General features: G+C 63.3%; 14 protein-coding genes. 8 read left to right on the top strand and 6 right to left on the bottom strand.

Translation table 11 applies throughout. The features are described from left to right. Positions 1 to 317: 317 nt before the first annotated feature. On the bottom strand, positions 318 to 1,109 hold the full coding sequence (locus E4O92_RS06460) for a GntR family transcriptional regulator (protein WP_135188931.1): 792 nt from the start codon (positions 1,107 to 1,109) through the stop codon (positions 318 to 320). Positions 1,110 to 1,375: 266 nt separating this feature from the next. Here E4O92_RS06460 and E4O92_RS06455 point away from each other — a divergent pair, with 266 nt between their 5' ends. The 7 genes from E4O92_RS06455 to E4O92_RS06425 all read left to right on the top strand — a co-directional run bounded on the left by E4O92_RS06455 (position 1,376) and on the right by E4O92_RS06425 (position 13,884). After that, positions 1,376 to 2,368: a malate dehydrogenase gene (locus E4O92_RS06455; protein ID WP_135188930.1), complete on the top strand. Its 993-nt coding sequence runs from the start codon at positions 1,376 to 1,378 to the stop codon at positions 2,366 to 2,368. 99 nt (positions 2,369 to 2,467) lie between these two features. Then, a complete protein-coding gene (locus E4O92_RS06450; protein ID WP_135188929.1) occupies positions 2,468 to 3,457 on the top strand; it encodes an HpcH/HpaI aldolase/citrate lyase family protein in 990 nt (329 codons plus the stop codon). Further along, positions 3,457 to 3,966, top strand: coding sequence for a hypothetical protein (locus tag E4O92_RS06445; RefSeq protein ID WP_135188928.1), 510 nt, complete (start codon positions 3,457 to 3,459; stop codon positions 3,964 to 3,966). Before E4O92_RS06450 ends, E4O92_RS06445 begins: the two co-directional genes overlap by 1 nt. Positions 3,967 to 4,058: 92 nt before the next feature. Then, positions 4,059 to 6,767 carry an aconitate hydratase AcnA gene (gene acnA, locus E4O92_RS06440; RefSeq protein ID WP_135188927.1) on the top strand — a complete coding sequence of 903 codons (2,709 nt, stop codon included), beginning with the start codon at positions 4,059 to 4,061 and terminating at the stop codon, positions 6,765 to 6,767. Between the two features lie 485 nt (positions 6,768 to 7,252). Next, positions 7,253 to 8,503, top strand: a complete 1,251-nt coding sequence (locus E4O92_RS06435) for a DUF2863 family protein (RefSeq protein ID WP_135188926.1) — start codon at positions 7,253 to 7,255, stop codon at positions 8,501 to 8,503. A 241-nt stretch (positions 8,504 to 8,744) separates the two neighbouring features. Beyond that, positions 8,745 to 11,153, top strand: a complete 2,409-nt coding sequence (locus E4O92_RS06430; protein WP_135188925.1) for a WD40/YVTN/BNR-like repeat-containing protein — start codon at positions 8,745 to 8,747, stop codon at positions 11,151 to 11,153. Positions 11,154 to 11,478: 325 nt separating this feature from the next. Next, positions 11,479 to 13,884, top strand: coding sequence for a WD40/YVTN/BNR-like repeat-containing protein (locus E4O92_RS06425; RefSeq protein WP_135188924.1), 2,406 nt, complete (start codon positions 11,479 to 11,481; stop codon positions 13,882 to 13,884). A gap of 492 nt (positions 13,885 to 14,376) precedes the next feature. Here E4O92_RS06425 and E4O92_RS06420 read toward each other — a convergent pair whose 3' ends face one another. From E4O92_RS06420 to E4O92_RS06400, 5 genes are all read right to left on the bottom strand, one after another. Then, complete coding sequence (locus E4O92_RS06420; RefSeq protein ID WP_135188923.1) at positions 14,377 to 15,522, bottom strand: serine hydrolase domain-containing protein; 1,146 nt, start codon at positions 15,520 to 15,522, stop codon at positions 14,377 to 14,379. Continuing rightward, positions 15,519 to 15,995, bottom strand: coding sequence for a CYTH domain-containing protein (locus E4O92_RS06415; RefSeq protein ID WP_135188922.1), 477 nt, complete (start codon positions 15,993 to 15,995; stop codon positions 15,519 to 15,521). The genes E4O92_RS06420 and E4O92_RS06415 overlap by 4 nt, the downstream gene beginning before the upstream one ends. Before the next feature lie 8 nt (positions 15,996 to 16,003). Further along, positions 16,004 to 17,125 (bottom strand): M14 family metallopeptidase, encoded by a 1,122-nt coding sequence (locus tag E4O92_RS06410; protein WP_135188921.1) that lies wholly within the window; start codon positions 17,123 to 17,125, stop codon positions 16,004 to 16,006. 9 nt (positions 17,126 to 17,134) lie between these two features. Beyond that, a complete protein-coding gene (locus E4O92_RS06405; RefSeq protein ID WP_229483094.1) occupies positions 17,135 to 17,536 on the bottom strand; it encodes a hypothetical protein in 402 nt (133 codons plus the stop codon). A gap of 145 nt (positions 17,537 to 17,681) precedes the next feature. Further along, the gene (locus E4O92_RS06400; protein ID WP_135188920.1) at positions 17,682 to 18,023 is read right to left on the bottom strand and encodes a KGG domain-containing protein; all 342 of its coding nucleotides are present in this window, start codon (positions 18,021 to 18,023) and stop codon (positions 17,682 to 17,684) included. A 296-nt stretch (positions 18,024 to 18,319) separates the two neighbouring features. Between E4O92_RS06400 and E4O92_RS06395 the strand changes: the two genes are divergently transcribed. Continuing rightward, positions 18,320 to 18,661 carry a hypothetical protein gene (locus E4O92_RS06395; RefSeq protein WP_135188919.1) on the top strand — a complete coding sequence of 114 codons (342 nt, stop codon included), beginning with the start codon at positions 18,320 to 18,322 and terminating at the stop codon, positions 18,659 to 18,661. The last annotated feature ends 247 nt before the right edge of the window (positions 18,662 to 18,908 follow it).

Raw genomic sequence — 18,908 nt, 5'->3', positions numbered from 1 at the left:
AGGACTGGAACACCGCGAGCGAACCGGGCCCCGTTCAGTCGCTTTGCCCAAAACCAACATATTTTAATCGCAAGCAGCGATTAATGCAGCGGCAGGCGCCTGCCGCTGCCCGCCACGTGAACGACAGGTACAGTCTCCGGTAGGGTGGGCGGGGTAAAGTTAGCCAATGGCTAACTCTACGAACGCCCACGCGTTCAGCGACTGCGGATCCGGCCGGTACTTCTGACCGCGCCGGATGCGCCTGAACGCGTGGACGGCACAGCCGCCCACCCTACGGGAAACGGCACATCACCGCCCCCGTAGCTTCTCCATACCTTTTACGACAATTCGCTCAGGTAGTGATGGTGCGCGGTCAAGTACAGGCCGCGCCGCAATTCAACTGCCTTGTCGCCGTAGGTAAACGACACCCGCTCGGCGCACAGCAGCGGCGTACCTTCCGGCACGCCCATGTATTCGGCCGCGCCGGCATCGGCCGCGACCGCACGTATCTTTTCGGTGGCGCGGATCATGCGCGTGCCGAATTCGGACTCGAACAGCCCATACATTGGACCCTTGTACTCCACCAGCCGTTCTGCCGTCAGGCCCTTGAACAGCTGCCCAGGCAGCCACAGTTCCTCGAGGATGGTCGGCGCGCCGTCGAACGACTGCAGGCGCTTGATGTACACCACCGCGTCGCCGGTCTTCAGGTCGAGCAGGCGCGCCACCTCGGCCGCGGCGCGGATGCGCTTGACCTCGATGAAGCGGTTGTCGGGATGGTGGGGAACGCCCTCGTCGGGCATCAGGCGCAGGAAGCGGTAGTGGGCACGCTCCTCGTGGTGGGTGGCGACAAAGGTGCCCTTGCCCTGGCGTCGCACCACCAGGTTCTCGGCGGCCAGCTCGTCGATCGCCTTGCGCACCGTGCCCTGGCTGACCTTGAAACGCGCCGCCAGCTCCACTTCGCTGGGCATCAACTCGCCTGGCTTCCACTCGCCCGACTGCAGGCTCTGCGTGATCAAGGCCTTGATCTGCTGGTACAGCGGACTGAAGGTGGGAGAGCTTCCCGCCCCTGCGGCAGGCGTGCCGCTGGCTGCTGTGCCATCTTTGGCCGGGCTGGACGATGCTGGGTTCATAGACCGCGATTTCACCACAAAAGCACTGCGACGTCCAGTGCAATACCGATAAACTTATGTGTCTTATATAAGACATATGATATGAATTGACAGATGGAACAGCACGGGACTACACTCGCGTTCGAAATGGGCGCCGGCGCCCCGCTTGCACGTTGCGCCCGGCCCCCAATTGACGGATGGCGCTTTTGGTATCATTGCGATTTGCTTACCTAAATAGGCGTATCCTCGGCTTCGACCGTTTTCCTTCCCACTTTTGGAGATTCATCATGGCTAAAAACCCAATGCGCGTCGCCGTCACCGGCGCAGCCGGCCAGATCGGCTATTCCCTGCTGTTCCGCATCGCCAACGGCGATTTGCTCGGCAAGGACCAGCCGGTCATCCTGCAACTGCTCGAGATCGACAACGAGAAGGCGCAGAAGGCGCTCAAGGGCGTCATGATGGAACTGGAAGATTGCGCGTTCCCGCTGCTGGCCGGCATGAGCGCTCATTCCGACCCGATGACCGCATTCAAGGATGCCGACGTGGCGCTGCTGGTTGGCGCACGTCCGCGCGGCCCGGGCATGGAGCGCAAGGACCTGCTGGAAGCGAACGCCCAGATCTTCACGGTGCAGGGCAAGGCGCTGGACGCCGTCGCTTCGCGCAATGTGAAAGTGCTGGTGGTCGGCAACCCGGCCAACACCAACGCCTACATCGCCATGAAGTCGGCCCCGAACCTGCCGGCTAAGAACTTCACCGCCATGCTGCGCCTGGACCACAACCGTGCGCTGTCGCAAGTAGCCATCAAGTCTGGCGTGCCGGTCAGCCAGATTCACAAGATGTGCGTCTGGGGCAACCACTCGCCGACCATGTACGCCGACTACCGCTTCGCCGTGACCGATGACGGCAAGTCGCTCAAGGACCTGATCAACGACGAGCAGTGGAACCGCGACACCTTCCTGCCGACCGTGGGCAAGCGCGGCGCAGCCATCATCGATGCGCGCGGCGCCTCGTCGGCCGCTTCGGCCGCCAACGCAGCCATCGACCACGTGCGTGACTGGGTGCTGGGCACCAATGGCGAGTGGACCACGATGGGCGTGCCGTCGGACGGCTCGTATGGCATTCCGGAAGGCGTGATTTTCGGCTTCCCGGTCACCACCGAAAACGGCGAATACAAGATCGTCCAGGGCTTGGCCGTCGACGAGTTCTCGCAAGAGCGTATCAACAACACGCTCAAGGAACTGGAAGAAGAGCGCGCCGGCGTCGCCCACCTGCTCAAGTAATGTGATCACCCGCGGCGGTTCGTGGCGCATGCGCCGCGAAGCGCCGCGCGGGCCGTGCCGCCTCCCCTGCGGCGCGGCCAAACGCTTTAACAGACGAACATGCATCCATCCGAGGTTTTATTCCAGGGCAAACGCCAACCGCTGCTGCTTCCCGCCTGCGATCACTACGCCGGTTCGGAAAAGCTGATGCGCAAGTCGATGGCCCTGCAACAAGAGCTTGGGCCGCTGTTCGATATCACTTTCGACTGCGAGGACGGCGCCGCGACCGGCGACGAGGCGGCGCACGCCCGGCTGGTGGCGAGCCTGCTCGCAAGCGAAGACAACCGCTTCAAGCGCATCGGCGCACGGCTGCACGATGTGAACAGCCCGCACTTCGAGCAGGACGTGGCGACCATCGTCGGCGCTTGCGCCAATCAGCTCGCCTATGTGGTGCTGCCCAAGCCGAACGGCGTGGACGAGGTGCTGCGCGCGATCGAGCTCATCAACCATCACGCGGTACCAAACGGGCGCGCCGCGCTGCCGGTGCACGTGCTGGTCGAAACCCACGGTGCATTGCACGAGGCGTACCAGATCGCCGCCCTGCCCCAGGTCGAATGTCTGTCGTTCGGGATCATGGATTTCGTCTCGGCGCATTACGGCGCGATTCCGGCCGCCGCCATGCGCACCCCTGGCCAGTTTACGCATCCGTTGGTTGTGCGCGCCAAACTGGAGATGGTTGCGGCATGTCATGCGCACGGCAAGGTCCCCTCGCATAATGTGACCACGGATATCAAGGACAGCGCGGTGGTTGCCAACGACGCCCAGCGCGCCGCGATCGAATTCGGCTTCACGCGCATGTGGAGCATCCATCCGGACCAGATCAAGCCGATCATCAAGGCGTTCACGCCGCGGCTGTCCGAGGTAAATGAAGCAACCAATATCCTGCTGGAAGCGATGGCCGCCGATTGGGGGCCAATAAACCAGCACGGCCGCTTGCACGACCGCGCGAGCTACCGATATTATTGGACCGTGTTGCAGCGCGCGAAGCTGGCTGGCCTGGCGCTGCCGGATGCCGCGGCGGCACTCGTCAATCAACCGGAAACTCTCTGATGGCCACCACTCTGAAACAACTCCTCGCCGCCTGCACCCTGCTGCTCGCGGCTGGCGCCTTTGCGACCCCCGCTTCGGCTAACTCCAGCGACACCCCAAGCAAGACTGCTGCCCATAAGGCAAACACCAAGCCGAAGGCAAAAGCCAAGGCCAAGAAGACCGAGCCGGCCGAACCGACCGTTGCCGACGATCCGGAACCGGACGTCACGGGCAGCGTCAGCACCGAGTACGACTGCGAGCAGGGTAACAAGATCACTATCTACACCAGCGACAAGGACGACGCGCATATCGCCCTGCGCTGGAAAAAGCATTTGCACCAACTGGATCGCGTCGGCACCACGACCGGCGCCCAGCGCTTCGAGAACAGCAAGACCGGCCTGATCTGGATCGGCATTCCGGCCAAGGGCATCCTGCTCGATTCGAAGCACAACCGGCAGCTTGCCAATGAATGCAAGAGCGCCACGCAGTCGGCTTCGGCCGGCGGCTCGTCGCTCGAAAAGAAAAGCTGATGCCGAGGGCGGCCACGAGCCGCCCCCCATCGCCTCGCTGTTGCAAAATCGACGATTGAAGCAATAACAAGTACCCCACTGAAGGAGAGCTTATGTCTCGCAACACTCTGAACACGCTGAAGGAATTCCCGCTTGGCGCGGGCCAGAACGGCCAGTTTTACTCGCTGCCGGCACTGGCGGAATCCCTCGGCGTGAACCTGTCGCGCCTGCCGGTGTCGATCCGCGTTGTCCTTGAATCCGTGCTGCGCAACTGCGACGGCAAGAAGGTCACCGAAGAACACGTCAAGCAGTTGGCCAACTGGGGCCCGACCGCGGACCGTACCGACGAAATCCCGTTCGTCGTGGCGCGCGTCGTGCTGCAGGACTTCACCGGCGTGCCGCTGCTGGCCGACCTGGCGGCGATGCGCAACGTGGCCGCCAAGATGGGCGCCGATCCGAAGAAGATCGAGCCGCTGGTGCCGGTTGACCTGGTGGTCGACCACTCGGTCACCATCGACCACTTCCGCGAGCCGGGCGCGCTGGACCTGAACATGAAGCTGGAATTTTCGCGCAACAACGAGCGCTACCAGTTCATGAAGTGGGGCATGCAAGCCTTCGACACCTTCGGCGTCGTGCCGCCGGGCTTCGGCATCGTGCACCAGGTCAACCTGGAATACCTGGCACGCGGCGTGCATAACGCCAATGGCGTGTTCTACCCGGACACCCTGGTCGGCACCGACTCGCACACCACCATGATCAACGGGATCGGCGTGGTCGGCTGGGGCGTGGGCGGCATCGAGGCGGAAGCCGGCATGCTGGGCCAGCCGGTGTACTTCCTGACCCCGGACGTGATCGGCGTGAACCTCAAGGGCAAGCTGCGCGAAGGCTGCACCGCGACCGACCTGGTGCTGACCATCACCGAAATGCTGCGCCGTGAAAAGGTCGTGGGCAAGTTCGTCGAGTTCTTCGGCGAAGGCACCCGCTCGCTGTCGACCACCGACCGCGCCACCATCGGCAACATGGCGCCCGAATACGGCGCGACCATGGGCTTCTTCCCGGTGGACGAAGCGACCCTCGACTACTTCCGCGGCACCGGCCGCACCGAAGAAGAAATCGCCGCTTTTGAGAACTACTTCAAGGCGCAGCAGCTGTTCGGCGTGCCGCAGGAAGGCGAGATCGACTACACCCGCGTGCTGGAACTGGACCTGTCGACCGTGACCCCGTCGCTGGCCGGCCCCAAGCGTCCGCAGGACCGCATCGAGCTGGGCCAGGTGAAGAACACCTTCACCGAGCTGTTCTCCAAGCCGGTGGCAGCGAACGGCTTCAACAAGAACCCGGACGACCTGTCCAAGGTGTATGAAACCACCAACGGCCTGCGCGTCAAGAACGGCGACGTGCTGATCGCCGCCATCACCTCCTGCACCAACACCTCGAACCCGAGCGTGCTGCTGGCCGCTGGCCTGCTGGCCAAGAAGGCGGTCGAAAAAGGCCTGCACGTGGCGCCGCACATCAAGACCTCGCTGGCCCCGGGCTCGCGCGTGGTCACCGAATACCTGCAGGCTGCCGGCCTGTTGCCGTACCTGGAAAAACTGGGCTTCGGCGTGACGGCCTACGGCTGCACCACCTGCATCGGCAACGCCGGCGACCTGACCCCGGAACTGAACGCGGTCATCACCCAGAACGACATCGTCGCCGCGGCCGTCCTGTCCGGCAACCGTAACTTCGAAGCGCGGATCCACCCGAACATCCGCTCGAACTTCCTGGCTTCGCCGCCGCTGGTGGTCGCGTACGCGATCATCGGCAACATGACCCGCGACCTGATGAGCGAGCCGGTCGGCAAGGACCAGAACGGCGTGGACGTCTACCTGGGCGATATCTGGCCGACCACACAGGAAGTGGGCGAACTGATGCGTCTGGCGATGAATGCCGACATGTTCAAGAAGAACTACTCGGACGTGAAGAACAACCCGGGCAAGCTGTGGGAAGACGTGTCGTCGGTATCGGGCCAAGTCTACAACTGGCCGGAATCGACCTACATCGCCGAGCCGCCGTTCTTCGCCGACTTCGAGATGACCCCGAAAGCGGCCGAAAGCGGCATCACCGGCGCGCGCGCACTGGGCGTGTTCGGCGACTCGATCACCACCGACCACATCTCGCCGGCAGGTTCGATCAAGGAAGACGGCCCGGCAGGCAAGTACCTGAAGGAGCACGGCGTGCTCAAGGCCGACTTCAACTCGTACGGCTCGCGCCGCGGCAACCACGAAGTCATGATGCGCGGCACCTTTGCCAACGTGCGCATCAAGAACAAGATGATCCCGCCGAAAGCGGACGGTTCGGTGGTCGAAGGCGGCCTCACGATCCACCAGCCGACGGGCGAACAGATGTCGATCTACGACGCCGCGATGAAGTACATCGCCGACGGCGTGCCGACCATGGTGTTCGGCGGCGAAGAGTACGGCACGGGCTCGTCGCGCGACTGGGCGGCCAAGGGCACCCAGCTCTTGGGCGTGAAGGCTGTGATCGCCCGTTCGTTCGAGCGCATCCACCGCTCGAACCTGGTGGGCATGGGCGTGCTGCCGCTGCAGTTCATCGGCAGCGACAGCCCCGAGACGCTGGGCATTACCGGCATTGAAACCTTCGACCTGAAGGGCCTCGAGGGCGAGATCAAGCCGCAGCAACAGGCCACCCTGGTGATCCACCGCGCGGACGGCACGAGCCAGGACGTGCAGGTGCTGCTGCGCATCGACACCCCGATCGAAGTCGATTACTACAAGCATGGCGGCATCCTGCCGTTCGTGCTGCGCCAGCTGCTGGCAGCGTAATCGAATGTCTGCCCGCCCGCGTGCGGGCAGTTCACGGAACGCCGGATTTTTTGTCCGGCGTTTTTTTTGGCTATATCCCCATTAAGTGTGGAACCGTGCTTACTAAGGCGTAGGGTGCGCACCAGTGCGCACGCGGTACAGTTGAACGCCGTTGGCTCCGGTACACACACGTACCGCGTGAGCACAGGTGCGCACCCTACGGCGCTATGGGTTCCCGCCTGCGCGGGAACGACGATATTTGGGCTAACTAATTGCGCGCCTCCCACACTTAACGGTGACCTAGCTTTTTTTGAGCAGGGCGCCCGGCGCACTGCGGCGAATTCCATGAACAATGGATAACTTCGATGCCGCCCAGCGCGGCCAGGCGCAGCCTCTGCCCGGTCGTTGTGTTCATGGCATGTGGCCGAATCAACTACAATACCGGGGATAAGGGGTTATCATGACCCTGAACTTCACTTACCTGACAAAGAGACTTTTTTAGCGCCATGCGTCGTCCCTCCAAAGATTCATCCCACAAACTGTCGACAGAAAGCCAGCGTCTCGCCAGTATTTCCCAAGCCATTGTGCAGGCCGCCAGCCGCGTCGAAGAACGCGCCTGGGAGCGTCTGCTGGATACGCAACTGCAAAAACTGCTCAAGACCAACCATCAAGACAGCATCGACACCGCGCTCAATGCCTTGTTCAAGGACGATCTCGCTTCGTACGACGTGCTGATGGATTGCGTCGAGGCGGTCAGCGAATCGTCGGTCATGGTGGAGCAGCAGGCGGACGGCAGCGAGGTGACTTGGCAGGCACTGCTGGTGGCGGCGCCGATCCTCGCGTGGACGCGCTTTTCCATCGGCTCGGGCAATATCCCGGGCGATTTGCTGACGACCCTGTCGGCCCACTTCTCGGCGCACCTGCTGGCCGAAGGCGCGCGCATGGCCATGGCGCCGACGCTGTACGCGATCGACCAGTTGCCGCGCACCCATGCCGAAACCTATGCCATGACCCACAAGCTGGCCGGGGCGGCCCACAAGGGCAGCAGCGTCAAGCCCGCGGTGCGCACGCCGGAAACGGCGCCGTTCCTGGCCGACACGCGCTACCTGCTGGTGGCCGTGGTCGCGCCCCAGGGCGCACCGATGTTCCGCTGGCAAGAGCCTCAGCACCACATCAACTTCCAGGCCGAACGCGCCAACGCGCTCGAGCAATGGCGCGCGCAGGCGACGCCGAACGTGGCGCGCCTGCTGCCGGGCTGCGGCATCGAACTGCTGCTGCCGGAAGCTTACTACGTCGCCTGCCGCGAGGCGGACAAGCTGATCCGCCCGGTCTCGATCCGCGCCGCCGTGCATTACCTGACCAATACGCTCGAAGTGGAACCGTCCGACCTGCGCGCGGTGATCGCCGGCTTTGGCGAGGAATCGACCGACGGCCAGATCGACGAATACCGCATCGGCTTTACCATGCGCCAGTCGTCGGAAGTGGTGTACGGCATCGTGTGGCCGCTGTACGGTCAGGAGGACGAGGCCGGCACGCCGATGGAAGGCGGGGTTGCCGCAGTGCCGATTACCCCAATCAACGAGATCACCGCGCACCTGAACGAGGCCGGTGTCGCGCACATCAAGCGCATCGGCGAGCGCTACATCACCGAGTACTGCGACGATTGCGGCGCGCCCCTGTTTGCCGATCCGACCGGCGAGCTGGTACATGCCGAGATGCCGGAAGATACGCCGGCGGGGACGGAGCACTTCCACTGATCAGTCCGCACACCCTGCGGTAACGCTAAGGCCGTCATCTCGATGACGGCCTTTTTTATTTGCGTAGGCGCACCCTACGCCTCCGATAAGCAGTACGACTCAATCGCACTGGATCTCATTCCCGCAATCATTTGTAAAAAATAAATGACCATGATTGTAAAAAAATGTAGACTTTTAGTTACGCATGCGGTTACAAGTTGCTGCGGGAAACGCCACACATCAACTGAATAGCGGAGAACCTATGGCTTTGAAACGTGCAGTGGGCTGGCTCGGCGCGACACTTGCCTTAGCTGGTGCAATTTCAGTAGCGCAAGCGCAAACGGAAACCGACGACAGCGGTTACCGCAGCGCGCAGGATTTTCGAACGTTCCAGGCAGCAGGCGAAGACGAGGAAGACCGACCGTCTGTGATAGGCAGGCTCGAGTGGATGAAGGCGCGCTATGGCGCCACCCTGCCCCCGGACTTGTCGCGCCGCATGGTCCAGGAGTTGCAGAACCAGCGCAACACCTATCCGCAGCTCGCGCCCGGGGCCGTGGCGCCAAACGGGGTGCCGCGCTGGCAGTCTATTGGCCCGACCCGCGCCACCAGAAAGGAGAACGAACTCAAGCTGGGCGTGACCGACAGCGGCCGCCTGCGCAACATCCTGCCGCATCCGACCGACCCGAACACGGTGTACTTGCTCTCTTCGGGGGGTGGCATCTGGAAGACCACCAACTTCGAAGCGCCCTACCCGACCTGGACCCCGATCACGGACAAGGTGATCACCACCAGCGGCGGCGCGGCGGCGTTCGGCCGCGACCCGCAGACCTTGTACTACGGTACCGGCGACCCATTCGACGGCGCCCCGATGGTCGGCGCCGCAATGCTCAAGACCACCGACGGCGGCAACACCTGGTCACCGTTCGTGTTCCTCGGCCCATCAGGCGTGGTGGGGGACCTGAAGGTGGACACCCGCGGCCCCGTGGACGTGGTGCTGGTGGGCACCAATACCGGCCTATATCGCTCGGCCGACGGCGGCAATACCTACGACCAGGTGCTTGGTCGAGTAGGGATGGTCTGGAGCATTGCGCGCACCAGCATCGGCTGGCTGGCCACGACCGCGGCAAACGGCTTCTTCAGCCCGGCAACGCTGTACCAGTCCAATGACGGGATCAACTGGGCGCCACTGGCGGTGCCGAACCTGACCAACAGCGCCGGGCGCATCACGCTGGCAGTGGGGGCGCCGGGCGACCCGGTGGTGTACGCGTACGCGGCAGGCTCGTGCGACGCCGCTTGCCTCCAGAAAGACCTGTACCGGTCCGTGGACGGCGGCTATTCGTGGACCGCGCTGGGCCTGAAAAGCAAGGCGCCGAGCAACCCGAACGAAGAAAACCCAACCATGGATCTGATGCGCAATCAGGCCAACTACAACCAGATGGTGGTGGTCGATCCGAGCGATCCGACGCGTAACACGGTCTACCTCGGGGGCCGGCTCAACACCGGCAAGACCACCGACGGCGGCAAGACCTGGCGCTTGCAGAGCAACTGGATGGGCCAGTTCGGCCTGCCCTACGTGCACGCCGACCACCATACCGCCGTCGTTTCCATGGCGGGCGGCAAGAAGCGCGTGATGTTCGGCTCCGACGGTGGCCTCTTCGTCAGCTACGACGAAGGCGTGAACTGGAACAACCAGAAGAACACCGGTCTGGTCGACCATTTGATCTATGCGATGGCGACCTCCGGCGCCGATCCGAAAAGCGTGCTGGTTGGCATGCAGGACAACGGCACCCGTATCCGCTCGGGCAACACCGGGGTGTTCAACGAGAGTTACGGCGGCGACGGCTTTGGCGTCGGCTGGAGCCAGTCGGGCAACGTCACCGTGCTCGGCAGTTCTACGTACGGGTTTATCGTCTACTCCCAGAAGGACCCCAACATCCAGAAGAAGTGGACCGAGCCGACCTTCGACCCGGCCACCTGCACCTACAACGGCATTAATGCCTGCAACGCGTACTTTGTAACGCCGATCGCGACACCCAGCGCCACAGCTGACCCAGGCGGCAAAACCTACTTCACCAACACTGCCAGCTTGATCTATCGGACCGACAATGCCGGCGCATCGTGGCGGCCTATCTTCAGCGGCGACCCGCGGCTTATCTACATCCGCGGCACCACGCACTCTTTGGCCGTCAGCCCGGTCGACCTGAATCACATCGCTGCGGTATCCACCGGCACCAAAATCCTCATCACGACCGATGGCGGTGCGCACTGGGACACGCGCAATGTGGCGGTGCCGGGCTACACGAGCTTCAACAGCAGCATCGCATGGGCCAACAATTCGGTGCTGTATGTGGCTTCGGAACACCCGTTCGGTCAAAGCGTGTGGGTGGTGAAATCGACCGACGGGGGCCTGACTTGGGCGGCTGCCAGCCGTGGCTTGCCGAACGTGCCGATCCAAAAGCTGCTCGCCGCGCCGAACGACCCGAGCGGCAATACGGTGTATGCGGCCACCTGGATCGGCGTGTACCGCACCGTCGATGGCGGCGCCACCTGGAGCCAGTTCGGCGCCGGCCTGCCGACCGTCCAGGTAAGCGACCTGTACATGCCGGCCGACGGCAGCTTCCTGCGCGCATCGACCTATGGTCGCGGTGTCTGGGACCTGCCACTGCGTTGAGGCATCGTCGGGTTGGCATCGCCACAACATCTCCCGCCAGCGGGGACGGAACACTTCCACTAATCAATCCTCGCAGATTTTGGTAACGCTCAGGCCGTCATGTCGATGACGGCCTTTTTTATTGAGTAGACGTCTAGGGACGGGGTCGACTCTGGCTTTTCACACCTGTGCGCACAGGGCATTAAAGCCCCCGACTCATTCCCACAAACATTTGTAAAAGCGCATGCCTATAGTTGCCAAAAAAGGTAGTATTTCAGGCAAGTCCACATCAGCTTCCTGGTTGTTGGCGGGAATGGCCACAAATCAACTGAATAGCGGAGAAACCATGGCTTTGATACGTGCAGTGGGCTGGCTCGGCGCAACACTGGCCTTAGCCGGTGCAATTTCAGTAGCGCAAGCGCAAACGGCAACCGACGACAGCGGTTACCGCAGCGCGCAGGATTTTCGTGTGTTCCAGGCAGCAGGGAGCGGCGAGGAAGACCGGCCGACCGTGATGGGCCGCCTCGAGTGGCTCAAGGCGCGCTACGGCGCCACCCTGCCCCCGGACTTCTCGCGCCGTATGGCCCAGGAGTTTCAGGACCAGCGCAACACCTATCCGCAACTCGCGCCCGGCGCCACAGCGCCAAACGGCGTGCCGCGCTGGCAGTCGATCGGTCCGAGCCGCGCCAACAAGACCGAGAACGAGATCAAGCTTTCCGTGACTGACAGCGGACGCCTGCGCAACATCCTGCCGCACCCGAGCGACCCGAACACGGTCTACCTGCTCTCTTCGTCGGGCGGCATCTGGAAGACCACCAACTTCGAGGCGCCCTACCCGACCTGGGCCCCGATCACGGACAAGGTCATCACCACCAGCGGCGGCGCAGCGGCGCTCGGCCGCAATCCACAAACGCTGTACTACGGTACCGGCGACCCGTTCGACGGCATCCCGCTGGTCGGCGGCGCGATGCTCAAGACCACCGACGGCGGCAACACGTGGTCACCGTTCGTGTTCCTCGGCGCGTCGAGCATGGTGACGGACCTGAAGGTGGACACGCGCGGCCCCATTGACGTCGTGCTGGTGGCGACCGATACCGGCATCTATCGCTCGGCGGACGGCGGCAATACCTACACCAACGTGCTCGATCGAGGGCGGGTCTGGAGTCTGGCGCGAACCAGCATCGGCTGGCTGGCCACGGTCGCGACCAGCGGTTATTACAGCCCGGCGGTGCTGTACCTGTCCAATGACGGGATCAGCTGGACTTCGCTGCCGGCGCCGAACCTGACCGCAGGCGCTGGCCGCATCACGCTGGCAGTCGGTGTGCCCGGTGACGCTGTGGTGTACGCGTACGCGGCAAAATCGTGCGACGTCGGCTGCGACCAGAAAGACCTGTACCGGTCCGCCGACGGCGGCTTTTCGTGGATCGCGCTCGGCCTGAACAGCAAGGCGCCGGTCAATCCGAACGAAGAAAACCCGACGATGGAGCTGATGGGCGGCCAGGGCTTCTACAACCAGATGATCGTGGTCGATCCGAGCGATCCGGCGCGTAACACAGTCTACCTCGGCGGCCAGCTCAACACCGGCAAGACCACCGACGGCGGCAGGACCTGGCGCTTGCTGACCAACTGGCTCGCCCAGTTCGGCCTGCCCTACGCGCACGCCGATCACCATACCGCCGTCGTGTCCATGGCAGGCGGCAAGAAGCGAGTGATGATCGGCACCGACGGTGGCATCTTCGTCAGCAACGACGAGGGCGCGAGCTGGAACGACCAGAAGAACGTCGGCCTGGTCGATCATTTGATCTATGCGATGGCGACCTCAGGCGCCGATCCGAAAAGCGTGCTGATCGGCCTGCAGGACAATGGCACCCGTATCCGCTCTGGCAACACGGGGGTGTTCAACCAGAGTTACGGCGGCGACGGCTTTGGCGTCGGCTGGAGCCAGTCGAACAATGTCACCGCGCTTGGCAGCTACGTGTACGGCTACATCTACTACGCGCAAAAAGACCCCAACATCCAGAAGAAGTGGACCGACCCGAACTTCGACCCGGACACCTGCACCTACAACGGCATCAACGCCTGCAACGCGTACTTTGTGACGCCGATTGCGACGCCTAGCGCCATGGCTGACCCGAGCGGCAAAACCTATTTCACCAACACGGCCAGCCTGATCTATCGGACTGACAATGCCGGCGCGTCGTGGCGGCCTATCTTCAGCGGCAACCCGGCGCTGACCTACATCCGCGGCGCCTCGCACAGCGTGGCTGTCAGCCCGTTTGACCTGAATCACATTGCGGCGGTCTCCACCGGCGGCAATATCCTGATCACGTCCGACGGTGGCGCGCACTGGACCCTGCGCAGCACGCTGGTGACGGGCCACTCAGGCTACAACAGCAGCATCGCATGGGCCAACAATTCGGTGCTGTACGTGGCGTCGGAAAACCCGTTCGGTCAAAGCGTATGGGTGGTGAAATCGACCGACGGTGGCTTGAATTGGGCGGCTGCCAGCCATGGCTTACCGAACGTGCCGATCCAAAAGCTCCTTGCCGCGCCGAACGACCCGAGCGGCAATATGGTGTTTGCGGCCACCTGGCTCGGCGTGTACCGCACTCTTGATGGCGGCGCCACCTGGCACCAGTTCGGCGCCGGCCTGCCGACCGTCGAGGTAAGCGATCTGTACATGCCAGCCGATGGCAGCTTCCTGCGCGCATCGACTTACGGGCGCGGTGTGTGGGATTTGCCACTGCGGTAAGTGGGGGTTTCGTGGGGTGGGCGGGGTAAAGTTGGCCAGTGGCCAACTTTACGAACGCCCACGCGTTCAACGAACACGGAACCTGGCAGGAATATGGCCGCCATCGCTGAACGCGTGGGCGTTCGGCCGGCCACTGGCCAGCCTCACCCTGCCCACGTTACGCCCCCCAGTTAACGCGTTGCGCCAGAATTCAGGACTGGCTGGCGAAGGTGGCCTTGTATTTGGGCAGCGCCGACAGACCATGCAATGTTCGCAAACGCATGTATTCCCTCTCACGTTATGTTGACGGAACAACTTCATGCAAAGAACCCGGAAAGCCAGGTTTCTGGTCAGCTACCGCATGCGGCCGGCGACGCCGTAGGGGCGCGGGGCCGCCGAGGACCTGTGCGCACGCGGTGCGGACGGTGCGTCATGGGAGCGCCGCCGCGAGCCTGCAAGCCGTGACCGCGTGCGCACAGGTCCTCGGCGGCCCCGCCCCCCTTCGCCCTGCACTCAGCGGATCGCCGCAATCACCCGTTTCGCGAACTCGGCCGGATTCCCGGCATGCCAGCGCCAGACGATCACCAGATCGTGTTCCGGCGAAATCACAATGTCGTTATTGCCCGCGCCCATTGCCGCGAAGGCGGTCGATGGCAGTCCGGGCAGGTTCTTGCCCTTGGTGTTGAGCCACCACAGGTAGCCATAGTCCGGCCCGTGCTCGCTTGGCGTGAGGGCTTCCTTTACGTACGACGGCGGCAGGATCTGCTTGCCGTTCCACGCGCCCCCGCGCAGCCACAGGTAGCCGAAACGCGCCAGGTCCCAGGAATTGATCCACATGCCGCCGCCCCAGCGCGTACCGCCGCTGACCGATGCCGCCCGCTTGCCGTTCAGGTCGACATAGCTGTTGTGGTACGGCACCCATTTCCACGTGTTCGAGGCGCCGATCACGTCCATTACCTCTTGCTGGAACACGTCCGGCACCGGCTTGTCCAGCACGCGCAGCAGCGACAGCGCAAAGCGGTTGATGCGCACGTCGTTGTATTCGTAATACGTGCCCGGTGCCTGGAACGTGCGCGGCTTGCGCGCGCCCGCGCCGAACCCCTCGCGCCCGATGAAATCGGCATTCTTGCCCCACATGCTGCCTTCCCACTCGGACTCTTGCTGTAGGTGCTGCTTCCAGGTGATGGCGGCGTTGTGCGGCGACGCATAGCCGCCGTCGCTCACCGACTTGCCGACCGGATCGGTCAGGCTCGCGATGCGCCCGTCGCGCAGGGCAATGCCGGCCACCGTCGACAGCATGGTCTTGGCGACCGAATAGGTCGGATCGACAAAACCGGTGTCGCCGAATTGCGCGACCACGTAACCCTTGTAGATCACGAGACCGTTGGTCGCGGCGCGCGTGGTCGGCAGCGAACCGAGGGGCGGGCCGAAGGTCGCTTCCTGGTCCGAAAAATCGCGCGCGCGTTCGGTCTCGTGCGATTGCGCGTACTTGACCGCCTCAAGCAGCTTGTCCGGGTCCATGCCGAGCGAGGCCGGAGTCCGACTGGCCCAGCTAGATGCGGGCGGAAAATATGACTGCGCAGGCTGCGCCGCATGGCCGGTGTACGCGTACAGCGCAAGGCAAAGTCCGAGGGCCAGACGGCGGCGCGCATCAATCATACCTGCTTGCTCCAGAGGGAAAAGGGAAAACGGATCAGGCTGGAATTGAAGTAGCGCGGGTCGCCCGTGACCTCTGCGCCGATCCAGTCGGGCTTGTCGAACGCCTCGCCTTCAGAGGCCAGTTCGATTTCGGCAAGCACCAGGCCGGCGTTGTCGCCAAGGAAGTCGTCGACTTCCCAGACATGGCCGGCGTGTTCGATGCGGCGCCGGTATTTTTCGATCAGCGGGCGTTCACACAGCGTATCAAGCAGTTCGGCCGCCTCGGATACGGGAATCGCATATTCCCACTCCCCGCGCGTGGCGCCGGTGCTTTTGCCTTTGATGGTGAGGGTGCCCTGGTCGCCTTCGATGCGCACGCGCACGGTGCGCGCCGGATCGGAGCACAAGTAACCTTGCCGCAGCAGCACCGGGGTGCCCAGCGCACGCCAGGCGTCACCCTTGAGCAGGAACTTGCGCTCGATCTCGACGCCCACGGCGGCAATCAGTCCAGCGAGCCCAGGATCGGCTGCAGGATCGCGGCGCCCAGCGCGGCGCTGCGCGCACCGTTCCAGCCCGTGTGCGGGTCGGGCAGGTTGGCGTTGTCCTTGAACGGCATTTCCAGGGTCAGCGACAGGCACTTGAAGGTGTGGCCGATATACTTCGATGCGAGCGTGAGCAGCTCTTCGTTGTACTTGCTGGCGGCGTAACCGTAGACGTTCTGGAAATCCGGGCTGGCGGCCATGTATTGCTCGACGAACGCGTTCTGGCGCGCCATGCGCTCCGGCGTGAAATCCTGCAGCATTTCGTTGCCAGCCACGAAGTTATACGGCAGTGCCTCGTCGCCATGGATGTCGAAGAACATGTCGACGCCAATGTCGTGGATCTTGTTCTTCACGCACAGCACTTCAGGGCTGCGTTCGGCCGACGGGGTCATCCACTCGCGGTTCAGGTTGGCGCCGGCGGCGTTGGTGCGCAGGTTGCCGCGCACCGAACCGTCCGGGTTCATGTTCGGCACGATGTAGAACACGGCGCGCTGCAGGAGCTTGCGCGCGACCGGGTTGGCGCTGTCGAGCAGCGCGTCCATCATGCCTTCGACGAACCATTCGGCCATCGTTTCGCCCGGATGCTGGCGGGCGATCACCCAGATCTTCTTTTCCGCCGCCGGGTTGCCGATCACCACCAGGTTCATGTCGCGGCCGTCGACCGTGGTGCCGATGTCGTGCACACGCGCAATCGGGTTTTCGGCCACTTCGCCCAGCAAGCGCAGGTGGCGCTCCCAAGTGTAGGGCTCGAAGTAGGCGTAGTAGACGCTATCCAGTTCAGGCGTGTGGTTGACGGTCATGACCTGGCCGTCGAAGGTGGTCGGCACGCGGAACCAGTTTTCGGTGTCGTAGCTGGCGCACACCTGGTAACCCTCGAAGCCCTTGGCGTAGGTCGCCTGGCCGGCATTCAGGAAGCGCATCGTGCAGGCCTGGCCACGTGCGCCCTGCAGGCGGAAGTGGAACCACTGGTGGATGTCGGCGTTGTTGTCGCTGCGCAGCTTCAAGTCGATCTGGCGCGGATTGGTCGCGTCCACGACTTCGATGGCACCGGAGTCGAAATGCTGGCTGATCTTGATCGGCATGGTGTCTCCTTACGCGGCGTCGAGATCGATCAGGTCCTTGGTGTACAGGACCATCACTTGGCGCATCAGTTCGACGTTGCTGGGATCGAGCACGATGGTCAGGTCCGGCTTGCGGTCGAGGTTAAAGGTCATGCGCAGCGCGCCTGGCATTTCCTTGCAGTTGACGGTGAACGCGCGCGGCGTGTAGGGATTCTCCCAATCGCGCTGGTCAATCGTCGGGGGCGGCGGCGGGGCCTGCAGGTAGGGATTCTGGTTGACTGGCAGGTGCTTGAGCAGCCAAAAAATGATGTTGGCCGGAATCTGGATGCAGACGTCACTGGCGCCGACGGTGGAGAACTTGGCCAGCAAGAGGTTGCCGACCCGATCGCAGGACATGGACAGGCTCTTGACTTGGCGAATGACCGTTTTCACGACGATTTTCCTCGGAAGTTGGTTGACAAAGGCGCAGCGATTCTACCGCATCCCATCGCCGTTTTGTGTGGTATCAGAAACAAAAACGGGGAGCTGCTACTCCCCGTGTGGTACTACCGTCACGGCGCCGCCGCGCCGATGGCCCCTACTCGTGCGAGCCACCGCGGCTACCACCGCTGCCGCCCTGGTGGCTGCCGCCACTGCCGCCCTGGTGGCCGCCGCCCGTGGTGCGGGTCGAGGTCCGCGATGTGCTGCCGGTGCTCGCGGAGGCGGACTGCCGGTTGCCATGGCTCATGCTACCTGCGCGGCGTGCCTCTTCCGAGGTGAACTCGTGGGCGGTGCCTTTGGCGTGTGCTGCCTTGCCGCCCTGGCTGGCGATTTCGCGCTGGCGCTGCGGGTCCATCGACGCGAAACCGCGGTTGCGGGTGCCGCTGCTTTGGCTGTTACCTTGGTTACCACTTTGCTTGTTGCCTTGATTTGAAGCCATGGTCTTCTCCCTTCACTTGTACAAACCGCCGCGTCCTGCGGCAGGCTAAGGACTGCGATCGCCAGCGGCACTCACCGCTAACCGATCGGTCAAATTCATCTTAGGCACACGGGATGGATGAGGGTATAGGACGTATTCAGATGACTTTGTAGGATTTCGCGCGACAGAAAATGCAATTCCGAAACCTCACTTCCGGTCATCAACGTCTCGTCCGTTTCAGTCCTACACGGCCCCGCTACGTCTTCCTATACTGGCCTTAGGAGCTGGCGCGCATGATGGGTGCGAAAGGAGGCGACATGAACTCGAATCAACTTAGCAAAAAGAACAACAAGGCCGGCAACAAGGACAAGGAAAAGCGCAAGCCGGGGGCATCGGCGCAGGGCGAACCGGAGGCGCACCTGTCGAATGATGCGGCGGGCGGCCTGCCGCGCAGCCCGGGCAACAGTGGCCCGTGGCCGCAACCGCGTGACACGCACCTGACCGGCGCGCAAATCCACGCCAACCAGCAACAGGCGCAAGGCGGCGTCCATCAGTCGAACGATGTGGCCGGCGGCTACCCGAAAAGTCCGGGTGGCGCCAATAAGCTCGCAGCGGACGAGAAGATGGATGACGATACGGGATTTTCGAATAAGGGGTGAGAGGCGGGCAGGAAGGCGCCATAGCGCTGCGGCGTAGGGTGCGCACCTGTGCGCACGCGGTCAACACATGCAGGCTTGCGGCGGCCGCTTCTTTACGCGACGTTCGCGAGCCGCGTGCGCAAGCGTCCAGCCGGCGCGTCAACGCCGCTATGCGTTCGGTTGATTCACGCTCTGCTTGAACGCGTGGGGTGAGTCGGGCGAAATGCCCGACGAACGAGCCGCCCACCCTACGCCTCCGATACGCCGC

The organism is Massilia horti, from assembly GCF_004614195.1.
Lineage (GTDB): Bacteria > Pseudomonadota > Gammaproteobacteria > Burkholderiales > Burkholderiaceae_D > Telluria > Telluria horti.
Note: the sequence above shows the minus strand (reverse complement) of the source record. Positions and strands in the feature narration are given on the sequence as shown.